Source organism: Stenotrophomonas sp. GD03877 (assembly GCF_029840555.1).
GTDB lineage: Bacteria > Pseudomonadota > Gammaproteobacteria > Xanthomonadales > Xanthomonadaceae > Stenotrophomonas > Stenotrophomonas geniculata.
In genome coordinates this window covers 23,249-35,248 of the sequence record NZ_JAOCCT010000035.1, presented here as the reverse complement: position 1 = coordinate 35,248, position 12,000 = coordinate 23,249, and the positions used below count along the sequence as shown (strand labels likewise).

11 protein-coding genes are annotated in these 12,000 nt (G+C 68.1%); all 11 read right to left on the bottom strand.

The features are described from left to right. Positions 1 to 125: 125 nt before the first annotated feature. The 11 genes from N5D20_RS20580 to N5D20_RS20530 all read right to left on the bottom strand — a co-directional run bounded on the left by N5D20_RS20580 (position 126) and on the right by N5D20_RS20530 (position 11,975). Positions 126 to 1,316 (bottom strand): substrate-binding domain-containing protein, encoded by a 1,191-nt coding sequence (locus tag N5D20_RS20580; protein ID WP_010485337.1) that lies wholly within the window; start codon positions 1,314 to 1,316, stop codon positions 126 to 128. 254 nt (positions 1,317 to 1,570) lie between these two features. After that, positions 1,571 to 2,770, bottom strand: a complete 1,200-nt coding sequence (gene gspF / locus N5D20_RS20575) for a type II secretion system inner membrane protein GspF (protein ID WP_279915064.1) — start codon at positions 2,768 to 2,770, stop codon at positions 1,571 to 1,573. A gap of 7 nt (positions 2,771 to 2,777) precedes the next feature. Next, complete coding sequence (gene gspE / locus N5D20_RS20570) at positions 2,778 to 4,211, bottom strand: type II secretion system ATPase GspE (protein ID WP_279915065.1); 1,434 nt, start codon at positions 4,209 to 4,211, stop codon at positions 2,778 to 2,780. Then, positions 4,208 to 6,589, bottom strand: coding sequence for a type II secretion system secretin GspD (gene gspD, locus N5D20_RS20565; protein WP_279915066.1), 2,382 nt, complete (start codon positions 6,587 to 6,589; stop codon positions 4,208 to 4,210). The genes gspE and gspD overlap by 4 nt, the downstream gene beginning before the upstream one ends. Next, entirely contained in the window at positions 6,586 to 7,113 is a 528-nt protein-coding gene (gene gspM, locus N5D20_RS20560; protein WP_019337770.1) for a type II secretion system protein GspM, read from the bottom strand. Before gspM ends, gspD begins: the two co-directional genes overlap by 4 nt. Further along, positions 7,110 to 8,273 (bottom strand): type II secretion system protein GspL, encoded by a 1,164-nt coding sequence (gene gspL, locus N5D20_RS20555; RefSeq protein ID WP_279915067.1) that lies wholly within the window; start codon positions 8,271 to 8,273, stop codon positions 7,110 to 7,112. Before gspL ends, gspM begins: the two co-directional genes overlap by 4 nt. After that, complete coding sequence (gene gspK, locus N5D20_RS20550; protein WP_032955269.1) at positions 8,270 to 9,175, bottom strand: type II secretion system minor pseudopilin GspK; 906 nt, start codon at positions 9,173 to 9,175, stop codon at positions 8,270 to 8,272. Before gspK ends, gspL begins: the two co-directional genes overlap by 4 nt. Before the next feature lie 9 nt (positions 9,176 to 9,184). Next, on the bottom strand, positions 9,185 to 9,622 hold the full coding sequence (gspG, locus tag N5D20_RS20545) for a type II secretion system major pseudopilin GspG (protein WP_019337773.1): 438 nt from the start codon (positions 9,620 to 9,622) through the stop codon (positions 9,185 to 9,187). A 57-nt stretch (positions 9,623 to 9,679) separates the two neighbouring features. Beyond that, entirely contained in the window at positions 9,680 to 10,240 is a 561-nt protein-coding gene (locus N5D20_RS20540; RefSeq protein ID WP_029550786.1) for a hypothetical protein, read from the bottom strand. Between the two features lie 144 nt (positions 10,241 to 10,384). Next, a complete protein-coding gene (locus N5D20_RS20535) occupies positions 10,385 to 10,936 on the bottom strand; it encodes a hypothetical protein (protein WP_049409471.1) in 552 nt (183 codons plus the stop codon). 58 nt (positions 10,937 to 10,994) lie between these two features. After that, a complete protein-coding gene (locus tag N5D20_RS20530) occupies positions 10,995 to 11,975 on the bottom strand; it encodes a DUF4880 domain-containing protein (protein WP_279915068.1) in 981 nt (326 codons plus the stop codon). Between the last annotated feature and the right edge of the window lie 25 nt (positions 11,976 to 12,000).

Genomic DNA, 12,000 nt, shown 5'->3' with positions numbered 1-12,000 from the left:
ATAGACGGTGGCGGCGGCGTGAAGGCGACAGGCGCATCACTGTCATGCAGCGGACATACGCAGAAGGCGCCGGCATTGCTGCCGGCGCCCTTGTACGTTTCCTGCAACTACCAAAGCAATCGCAGTTACAGCGGACGGCCGATGCCCGAGCAGGTGCTGGGGTTGTTCACGGCCCCGGCGTTGGTGGCGGTCGCAAAGCGGGTGCGGATCGCATCACGCCAGGCCTTGGTCAGCGGGATGAACTTGTGCGCGCGGATGGCGGCGTCGTTCGGGCCCTGCTCCACGCCGTTGATCACCGTGCTGCCGTAGTGGCGGGTCAGGAAGCCGCGGATGTTGGCGCCCACGGTGCCGTTCTTGTAGCACTGGCCGAACACGAAGTTGGTGTAGCCCGCGATCGGGTAGCCCGCGTTCGGGTTGCCGAACACCGGCACCCAGTTGGCCGGGTTCTCAGCGGCGGCATCGGTCGGCGGAGCGACGGTTTCCAAGGTCGCCTGCACGCTCACTTCGTCCGGCGAGAAACCCTTGACCTTGGCGACCTTGGTGGCGTCGGTCAGGCTCGGGATCACGTCCGGGCCGACGTAGCCGATGCGGCCATCGGCAGCGTACACGGCGTTGTACACCGAGGTGCCGCCGGTGGCCGGGGCAGCGACGAAGTTCGACGGAACCGTGGTGAACAGGTTGGCGAAGGTCGACTGCACCGAGAAAGCCGGCACGCCATTGGTCAGCTTCAGCGCGGTACCGGAGACGTCGGCCGGCTTGCAGGCGCTGGTCAGGAAGCGGGCCAGCAGCTCGGTGGTACCGCTGCTCTCGCCACGGTAGACCACCTGGATGGCACCGCTGCGGGCGCTGTCGATGCTCGACCAGCTGGTGATCTTGCCGGAGAAGATGCCGCAGATCTGGGTCACCGACAGGTCAACGGCCGAACCGGCCTTGTTGAACGGAATCGTGACCGAGGTGGCTACCGACGGGATCTGCACCAGGGCGCCGTAGCGGTTGGCATCGCCGGACACGTTGTAGGTGCTGTTGTAGGTATTCAGCTCGGTGCTGCTCAGCACCGAATCGCTACCGGCGAAGTGCACGGTACCGGTGGTGGAGAACAGCGCCGAGTTGTTTTCCAGGAAGGCCTTCTTGCCGGTGCCCGAACCGGTCACGGCGTAGCTGAAGTTGGCCGGCAGGATGCTGTCAGCCGAACCCTTGTAGAGGTCGGCCGGCAGCGAGGCGCCGCCGCCGGTGACGGCGGTCTGGGCCGAAGCGGCACCGGCAGTGGCCAGCAGCGCGGTGGCAACCAGCGCGGCCAGGGTCTTGTACTTGTTCATGATCTTCTCCTGAAGGGTTTACTGCGAAGGGAAACACCAAGGGAGGAACGGTCACTACACGCCTGCTGCCGCCGAGGGCCTCCCAGCCCACTCTGCGGCGACGTGTCCATGCTGGTCCGCGCCGATGACAGGCCGCTTAAGAAACCTGTGGAAGATCGGAAAAAGGTGTGGAGGATTGTGTGGAGAATCGAAGGCACGCCGTGCTGCGCGCTCGCCGGGCATGGCCCGGCGCTACCCGTGTTGCGCGTTGCGCATCACTGCACCAACTGGTTCATTTCCATGATCGGCATCAGCACCGCCAGCACGATCGTCAGCACCACGCCCCCCATCACCAGGATCATGGTCGGCTCCAGCAGCGCGGTCAGCGCCATTGCGCGACGCTCGATCTCCCGCGAGATCGTCTGCGCAGCGCGATCCAGCAGCGGCGCCAGCGAACCGGTCTTCTCGCCACTGGCCACCAGATGCACCAGGATCGGCGGATACACCTTCTGTACTTTCAATGCAGAACCCAACGCAGCGCCTTCGCGTACGCGCGCGGACACGTCGTCGGCGCAACGCGCCAGCAACGCGTTGCCCAGGGTCTGCCGCGCGGCCTCCAACGCGCGCAGCAGCGGCACGCCCGCATCCAGCAGGATCGCCAGCGTCGAAGCAAAGCGCGCACTGTTCACCCCCAGCACGAAGCGCCCGACCATCGGCACCCGCATGAGCATCGCGTCCCAGCGCAGGCGCAGCTCGGGCCGGCGCAGCGCCAGCCGCCACACCACCACCAGCGCAGCGATGCCCAGCCCTACCCACACGCCCCAGCTGCGCACGAAGGTGCTGGCCGCCAGCATCACCTGGGTCAGCATCGGCAGCGTCTGCCGCGCCTGCACGAACGCGGTCACCACCTGCGGCACCACGTAGCTGAGCAGGAAAATCACGATCGCCACCGATACCAGGCTGATCGCCGCCGGGTAGATGAAGGCGGTCAGCACCTTGGCCTGCAGCGCGTTGCGTTCTTCGATGTAGTCGGCCAGGCGCTCCATCACTCGCGCCAGGTCGCCGGAGTCTTCACCTGCCCCCACCAGTGCCCGATAAATCGGTGGGAAATCGCGCGGCCGCGCGGCCAATGCCACGGTCAGGCGCTGGCCGGCACGCACGTCGGCGCGTACCGCGGTGAGTGCCTGGGCCACGTGCGGGCGCTCGGCCTGCTCGATCACCGCACTCAATGCGCCTTCCAACGGCAGGCTGGCGGCCAGCAGACTGGCCAGCTGGCGCGTGGCCCAGGCCAGCTCGCTGGCGGACAGCCGCCGAGCGCCCCAGCCACTGCCGGCACTGCGCGCCGCGCTGACCTGCACAGGCGTCAGCCCACGCCCGCGCAACAGCTGGCGCGCACCGCGCGGGCTGTCGGCATCCAGCTGACCTTTCTCGATGCGGCCCTGCGCGTTGGCAGCCTGGTAGTCGAACAGTGCCATGCAGACCTCAGTCGTCGCCGGTGACGCGCAGGATTTCTTCCAGCGTGGTCACCCCGCTGTCGACCCAGCGCTGGCCGTCCTGCCGCAACGTCCGCATGCCGGCACGCCGGGCCGCCTCGCGCAGCGCGGGCTCACCCTGTCCTTCATGGATCAACGCGCGCACGCGGTCGTCGACCACGAACAGTTCATGGATGCCAGTGCGTCCCCGATAGCCGCTATTGCCGCAGGCCGCGCAGCCCACAGCGCGCCATACGGTACGACCCTCGCCGTCCACCTCGGCACGCCGGCACTGCGTGCACAGCCGCCGCACCAGCCGCTGCGCCAGCACGCCGCGCAGCGAGGACGCCAGCAGGAAAGGCTCCACGCCCATGTCGGCCAGGCGGGTCACCGCCGAGATCGCATCGTTGGTGTGCAGCGAGGCCAGGACGCCATGCCCAGTCAGTGACGACTGCACAGCGATCTGCGCGGTTTCCAGGTCGCGGATCTCGCCGATCATGATCGTGTCCGGGTCCTGGCGCAGGATCGCGCGCAGCGCGGTGCCGAAGCTCATGCCGATGCGTGCGTTGACCTGGATCTGGCCGATGCCTGCAAAGTCGTACTCCACCGGATCTTCCACGGTGAGGATGTTGCTGGTGCTGCTGTCGAGCTGGCCCAGTGCGGCGTACAGCGACGTGGTCTTGCCGCTACCGGTCGGCCCGGTGACCAGCACGATGCCGTGCGGCTGCCGGATCAACCCGGTAAACGTGGCCAGGGTGTCATCGGCCATGCCGAGTCGCTGCAGCTGCAGCCGGCCGGCATCCTTCTCCAGCAGGCGCAGCACAGCACGCTCACCATGCCCCGTCGGCACCGTGGAGACACGGATATCCAGTGGCCGGCCGCCCACACGGATCGCGATGCGCCCGTCCTGCGGCAGGCGCTTCTCGGCGATGTCCAGGTGGGCCATGATCTTGATGCGCGACACCAGCGCCGCATGCAGTGCGCGCCGGGGCTGCACCATGTCGCGCAGCGTGCCGTCCACGCGGTAGCGCACCACCGAATGGGTCTCGAACGGCTCGATGTGCAGATCGCTGGCGCCATCGCGTGCAGCCTGTGCCAGCAGCGCATTGATCATGCGGATCACCGGCGCATCGTCCTGCGCATCCAGCAGATCGGTGACCTCCGGCATGTCCTGCATCAGCCGGTCCAGGTCGACTTCGCTTTCGGCGGCACCGACCACGGCAGCGGCATCACCGCCGTCACGGTACTGCTCACCCAGCCGCTGCTGCCAGGTCGCGGCATCCAGTGTCTGGAACGGCAGCGGTCCATGCCGGCGGCGCAGCTCGGCCACGGCCCACGCCGCGGTGTCGGCGGTGCCAAGCAGCACCGGCTCGCCGCCGGCCTCGGACAGCATCACGCCATGGCTGCGCACCCAGGCGTACGGCAGCGGCGCGGCGGCGCTCACGGCCCAATCACCAGTTCCGGCGTGTAGCCCAGCCCACGCAGCTGCTGCAGTGCCGGGTCCAGCGTTGCCGGATCGCGCGGCAATCGCACGCGCAGGCGCTGCCCGCTCTCGCCCGGCGTCGCTTCGGCATAGGCCTGCAAGCCCAGTGCCCGCACCTGCGCCACGCCCTGGCTGGCACGCGCCGGGTCCAGCCCCTGTGCGAACTGCACCAGCTGAGCATCGCCGTCACCGGCCGGATACAGCGCTGCCAGGCTGGTGTTCTGCAACGGCTGGCCCTGGCCATCGCGCGCATTGCCCTGGCCGAGCACAGACAGGTCCTGCGGCGGCAACTGCGGTGCCGACAGCGCCGGCAACGCCCAGCTCTGCACGGGTTGCGCACCGGCCTGCGCATTGCGCATGTAGTCGTAGCGGTCGCGGGTCAAACGCTGGCCGGCGGCGGGGTCACGCACCACGTGCGGGCGCAGGAACACCATCAGGTTGGTCTTGGAGCGCTTGCGCGTATCACTGCGGAACAGCGCCCCCAGCACCGGGATCCTACCCAGGCCCGGCACCGCATCACGGCCATGGCTGACGTTGTCCTCCAGCAGGCCACCGAGCACCATGATCTGGCCATCGTCCAGCAGCACACTGGTATCCAGCGCACGCTTGTTGGTGATGATGCCGGCGGCACTGTTGGCACTCTGCGCGTCGATGCTGCTGACTTCCTGGTAGATGTCCAGCTTCACCGTGCCGCCCTCGGAAATCTGCGGGCGCACCCGCAGCTTCAGGCCCACGTCCTCGCGCACGATGGTCTGGAACGGGTTGTTGCTGCCACCACCGCCGTCGGTGACGTAGCGGCCGCTGACGAACGGCACGGTCTGGCCGACCATGATGCTGGCTGCCTCGTTGTCCAGCGTCATCAGGTTCGGCGTGGACAGGATGTTGGCGCCGCCCTTGCTCTGCAGCGCGTTGGCCAGCGCTTTCATGTTGAGGATCTGGCCGACACCGGGCAGGTTGATGGTGCCGTCGATCACGCCGATCTTCAGGCCATCCTTGGGCAGCACGTCCAGCGTGGTACGCGCGCCGGTATTGAGCCCGCTGCCGCCGGTGGCACCACCGAAGTGGGTGCCACCAAAGGTGCGTCCATTGCCCAGCATCCACTGCACGCCCAGCTCAGCCGCGTCGGTCTGGTTGACCTCCACGATCAGGCTTTCCACCAGCACCTGTGCACGGCGCTGGTCGAGCTGGTCGATCACACGCCGCAGGTTGCGGTACACCGGCTCCGGTGCCGAGATCAGCAGGGTATTGGTGGCCACGTCCGCCTGCACCGAGATGCCGTTCTGGCTGAAGCCGGTGCTTCCCGCATCGATCGGGTCACGGCGGCTCGGGTCCAGGCGCTGCGATTCCAGCGCATTGCCTCCGGTCTTGGCCTGCTGCGGCTGCGACGGCTGCGTTGGCGGGGAACGATTGGCGTCACCCGGCAGTGGCGTGATGCCTTCATTGCTGCCCATCGCTGGTGCATCGCTCTGCCCGGCCACCACGCCACGCAGCACACCGGCCAGCTGGTTGGCCTGGGCATTGCGCAGGTAGACCACATGCAGGTTGCCGGACTCGTCCTGCGCGCGGTCCAGCTTCTCCACCAGCTGACGCGCCAGGCGGGTGCGCCCGGGGCTGCTGGAACGCAGCAGCACGCTGTTGCTGCGCGGGTCAGCCATCACCACCACCTTCTGGGTGGGCTCGGCGCCCTGCGCATCCAGCAGCGGCGCGACCATCGCCGCGACGTCAACGGCAATCCCCTGCTGCAGCTTCACCACATCGGTATCCATGCCGGCCGGTGTATCGACGCTGGCGATCACCCGTGCGATGCGCTCCAGGTTGTCGGCGTAGTCGGTGATCACCAGGGTGTTGTTGCCTGGATTGGCGGTGATCGGATTGTCCGGACTGATCATCGGACGCAGCACCGCCACCAGCGCCGCTGCGTTCTCGTAGCGCAGCGCGAAGGTGCGGGTGGTCACCTCACCGCTGGCACCACCAGTGCCGACGCGTCCTCCCAACAGCTTGGCATCGGCCTGCGGCACCACCCGGCTGACGCCGCCGTTCTCTACCACGGCGAAGCCACGCATGCGCAGTGCGCCCAGCAGCAACTGGTAGGCCTGGGTACGGCTGACCGGGCCATCGGAAACCACTGTCATCTTGCCGGTCACCCGTGGGTCGACCAGGAACTGGCGGCCGGTGAAGCGTGCGGCCATGCGCAACACGCCACCGATATCGGTGTCGACCAGGTTCAACTGCACCGGCTCATCGCGGGCGTCCTGCGCCAGCACCGACGCCGGTGCGTGGGCCATGCACACGATCAAGGCCAGTGCGGTACTGCAGGCAAGGCTGCGCATCGCCCTCATGGATGGGCACCCACGTTGAGCGCCATCACGATGTTTCCGGAAATCCGCGCCGCCGGCATGTTCGCATCCCCTGTGCGTGTCAGTTGCAGCTGCTGCAGTTCGATGGCCGGATCGGCCAGCACGGGCAGCAGCCAGTTCCACAGCGCGTCAGCGGGCACCGCGTGCACCTGCAGGTGCCAACGCCCGTCGCGCGCTTCGATATGCAGTCCGTCGGCGAGGCCGGCTGACTTGATTCCATCACGCAACCCGGCCATCGTCGGGCGCTGCCCCTGCGTCTGCTGCTGGCGCTCGCGTGCCTGCAGCAGTGGTGCCAGTACACGCGCCTGTGCCTGCAGCCGCGGCAGCTCGGCCTGCCAGTGCGTGCGCTGCTTCAGCAGCGGCTCCAGCCACAACATCCACAGACCCGCCGCGAGCAGCGCCACCACCATCACCCACAGCATCAGCCGCTCGCGCGGTGGCAGGCGTTGCCAGCGTTGCTGCAGGCCTGCCAGTCCCTCGCCCAGTCGCAAGGTTCGGGTGGTCACTGTCCAGCCCCGTTCACCCGCAGGCGTCCACCGGCTTCGCGCGCCAGCTGCAGGCCCTGCGCCCGCACCGCCTGCTGCCAGCGTTCAAGTCGCTGTGGATCATCGGCCAATGCCTGGGCATCGGCATCCAGCTCCATGTCCAGCTGGCCCGGTTGGTAATGCAGGCTGCGCACCTGCCCCGCCAGCTCCGGGACCGCCTGCAGCGTGCTGGCAACCTGGCGCTGCAGCGGCGGCAATGGCGGCGCCGGCGGTGGCACCGCAAGTGCTCGCCTCGCCTGCAACACCGGGTCCACCACATCGGTGACCTCCGGGAAGCGTGCGCTGAACTGGCGTGCCATGTCCTGTTGCAGGGCCTCGCCCTCACTTCGCCACCGCGAGACCTGCAGCTGCAGACCGAGCGCGGCCAGCAACATCGCCGCCAATGCCAGCCCGATCGCAAGCCGCGGCGCTTTCTGGCTCGCCCCGGGCAGCGGCAATGACCAGCCTGGCAAGGGGCCAGAGGCCTGCCGTTCATGGGGGATGGCGGTGGCCGGCAGGCTGTCCGGCCACGTGGGCGGCACACCATCGATCCACTGCACGGCCTGCATGCCGGCCTGTTGCAGGCGCACTGCCAACGCATGCATCACCGCACAGGCATCACGTCCGCCATACCATTGAACGAAACCCCGGTCGCGCCCGCTGCGTACCAGCAGGTGCTCGCCGCTGGCCTGCAGCGTGGCATGACCGTCCTGCCAGGGCAGCAGCAGCGGCGTCGGATACAGCGCCTGCAACCGCAGTGCACACGAAGCCAGCAGCTGCTGCGCCTGCAGGAGCGCCTGCTGGCCCAGCCAGGCCACAGGAACCGTGCCGTCCGTCGCCTGCACACCGTGGGCCAGCGCTACCTCCTGCAGGTCATCCAGCAGCATCGCCTCCACCTCACCCTGCAGCGCCGACTGCAGACGGCGCCCGGACAACGGTGGCAACTGCAGTTCCAGCAGGATCAGGTCGTTCGGATCGAGGCAGGCATGCACCGCAGCCTGCGGATGGCGCAGGCCCAGCGCCGCCAGCGTGTCGCGGCCGTGAGCCAGCACCTCGCCCTTGTGCAGCTGCGCCCAGTCCACCGCGCTGTCGGCGCGCAGACGCTCAAGCGCCGGCAAGCGCACCCGAAGCTGCACGGTCATGCGCCGATCCTCGTCCACACGCGTTGCACACGCACGCCATCGTCGCGGTACTCGCGCCAGAGCAGCGCGCGAAAATCAACCGCGCTGCCGTCAGCCTGCACCTGGCCGACTGCCAGGAACCACTCGCTATGGATACCCAGGGGAAGCACGGCCATCTGTTCGTTGCTCAGTTGAAGTCGATTGGCGATGTCGCCGCGGTTGAGCAGCCAATGACCGCCGTCGCGCTCACCGAGCAGCGCCTGCAGCCGTGCGGGCTCGACCGCAGGCGTCACCGCCTGCAGAACGCTCAGGTCGCTGGTATTGGCGTTGACCAGGGTCTGCGCCGGCAGCACCACGGTGCGTCGCGCCAGCGCCTGCAGTGCCACCGGATCGGCACCGGCCAGTGCCTGCGCGATCAGTGATTCGCGCGGCAGTGGGGCCTGTGCCTGGATGTCACCGTCGCGCAGGCGCGCCTGGATGTGGTCCGCCGCGGATGCGCAGGCACCCTGGCCCAGCCCCTGTGCAGCACACAACGCGATGAACGCGCGCCGCGCCTCGGGGTCCGGCCTGCCATGTGCCAGCAGGTTGCGCAGGTTGAACATCGACTGCGCATCGACCAGTTGCAGCTGCACCGGCAACGGCGCCTGCAGTTCCAACGGGCGCGCCCAGCGCCCGCTGCGCACCGTGGTCAGCTGTTCCTTTACATCCTCACGCAGCTGCTGCGCCGCACGCTCCAGCGTTGCGTCCACCGCCATGCGCACCTGCGCGCGTAGCTGGTCACCACGCAGCGCACGCAACTGGGCCGACTGCCGGGTCAGCAGTGCCGTGGCAATCACCGCCACCAGTGCCACCACAAGCAGGGCGACGATCACCGCCATGCCACGCTGGCGGGTGCACGAGACCGAACGCGTCCGGGCTGTCATCAGCACGCCTCACAGCTGCCAGGAGCCGATATCCGCGTTTCCGGCGTCGCCACCGGGCTTGCTGTCCGCCCCCAGCGAGAACACATCGACGTCGCCATGGGTTCCGGGAATCTGGTACTGGTACGGATGGCCCCATGGGTCATTCGGCAGGCGATCCAGGTACGGCGTCACCGGCAACCCACCGCTGCCCTGCGGCGGCTTCACCAGCGCCTGCAGGCCCTGCTCGGCACTGGGATAGCGACCGTTGTCCAGCTTGAACAGCTTCAAGGCCTGCATCAATGCGGCGATGTCCTGGCGCGCCGCCACCACGCGTGCCTGGTCGGGACGGTCCATCAACCGCGGCACGATCAGCGCGGCGAGGATGCCGATGATCACCACCACCACCATGATCTCGATCAGGCTGAAACCCTTCTGCCGAGCTTTGCGACCACGAACCTGCCTTGCCATTGTTCCGCCCTCGTCATCCTGGAAGAGACCGCTGCGCCATGGTCAGCGGTGCATGTGTCAGTACGATAAACATCCGCCGGCAATTCGCTGCGCGTGTGCCTGTACGGGCGCAACACGCGCAGCCGGCGCACATGCAGACTCGAGCAGGTGCCGCGGCACGCCGGCCAGCGCATCGTCGATGCAGCCGCGCAGCAATGGGTGCGCACAGGCCTGCAGCAGCCGCACGCACTGCATCGGCGACCACGCTGTTCCATGATCGAGGCCGATGAACATCCGATAGGCCTGGTGATAGCGCAGGTCGTCGTACACGCGCTGGGCACTATTCAGATCGCGCATGACCACCAGCAGGGCCGCGCGTTGCAGCAGCCGCGCATCGCCTGCATCAAGCGGCAGCGGGCTCATGGCCGCTTCGGGCCAGGGCCGCAGCTGCAGATCGATGGCTTTTCGCAGCGCCACCAGTGGGTGCGCACTACCATCCAGTGCCGCCCAGCGCGCCGCATCTGCCCAGGCATCACTGGACAGCACCCAGACCCAGGAGTGCCCATAGCGCTGCACGTTCAATGGCGTATGCCGCGCCTGCTCCAGTGACTGGCTCAGGTGACGATCCAGCTCCAGCATGCTGATCCTGCGACTGTCTGCCATCGGCGCCGCCCGTGCTCCGCGACGCGTGGTGCGCCGTACTCTGGAGAAGACGTCAGCAAGGCAGGTGAAGCGACAGCGCACATGCAGCTCTGTGCGCTGCGTGGCGCTTCATCGCCAACGTCATCGCAGCGTCATCTGCCTGCAGGCTTCGCGCTCCAGTCGCGGTGCGTCGCCCCCGCAACGGCGCGCCAGTATCGCCACATCGCTGCGCGCGGCGAACGCGGCCAGCGCATCGGTCATCTCCGCGTCATCGCACCATGACCCCATCGCAACGCGCAGCGCCGGCAATTGCCAGCTGTCCATCACACCGTGGGTACCGGCCACGAACCAGTGCCACAGCCGATGGTGCAGCACCTGCTCATGCAGCTGCGCCAGATCCCCGATGCCATGCATGTCCATCAGCAACAGCGCACGAGCAAGCGCCGCAGGCGGCAACGCACCGGTTTCAGCCAGTGGCAACACCCGCTGCTGCAGGCGCAACAGCATCGCCAGCGGGTGCGACTGCGGATCGAAGTCCAGCAGCACAGCCTTTTCCTGCCACTGCGCGTCGGACACCACGCACACCCATGGCGATCCGTAGCGGTGCACCATCAACGGCCGTCGCTGGGTTGTTTCCAGCAACGCCGACAGATTGCGACGCAGATCCAGCACACCGATGGTCTCGTTGCGCATCCTTGGCTTCTCCTTGCTTGCAACAGCCCTGCGCGGTGCGCACGGCCAGCGTCTTCATCTATCCAAGGACGGCGATGCCGCCCGGAAAGCGACGCAGATCCAGCGACATCGTCAGTCGCAGTTGCTCCAGCGCCGCATCCGGGTCATCGATGCGGAAGCGACCGCTGACCGGCGCGCGCGCCAATGCCGATTCACCCAACAGCACCTTGCCACGACGATAACGGTTGATCTCGTCCACCACCTCGCGCAGCGGTGCGCGACGGAACACCAGCATGCCCTCGGTCCACGCACTCACTTCCGAGGCCACGGCCTCGGCCACCACACCACTGAGGCGCTCGTCGTACTGGGTCTGCTGGCCCGGCTGCAGCTGCAGCCGCCCCTGCGGATGCTCGATGCGGGCGCTGCCCTGCAGGCAGGTCACCCGTACCTGGCCGTGAGTGTTGCGCACATCCAGGCGCACTGCGCCTTCATCGGCAATCACGCAACCCGGGCCCGCGAACAGCGCGAGGCGCAGACCAGCCCCGGTTTCGATCGCGGCCTGGCCCTGTACCAGCTCGAAGCCTTCGCCCTGCGCGTCTGCGCGGCGGCGCAGGCTGCTCTGCGTATCCAGTTCGATCTTCAGCTGCGGCAAGGGTGCAATCTGCAGCCGTTCACCGGTGCCGGTGTGGAAATCGGCCGCCATCGCCGTCACCGAGGGCCATAATCCCAGCGGCGGACGGATCGCCGCCACCACCACCAGACTGGCCGGCGCGGCAATCGCCGCGCCCAGGAAGGCACGCCGGCTCCAGCGCTGGGCCGGCGACGGCGCGACCGGTTGGCGCGCGGCGGCGGGCAGCTGCTCGCCGGCCAGCCGCACCTGCTCCCACTGCCGGCGCGCACGTCCGAACGCTTCACGATGACGCGGGTCGGACTCGCACCACGCGCGGAACCGGCGCCCGTCGGCGGCGGTCGCCTCGCCCGAGGTCAGCCGCACCACCCACGCGTGGGCCTGACGCTCAACGGCATCCAACGGGCGTTGCGGGCGATCGTCAGGATCCATGAGGGCTCATGCCGGACCCGCACGC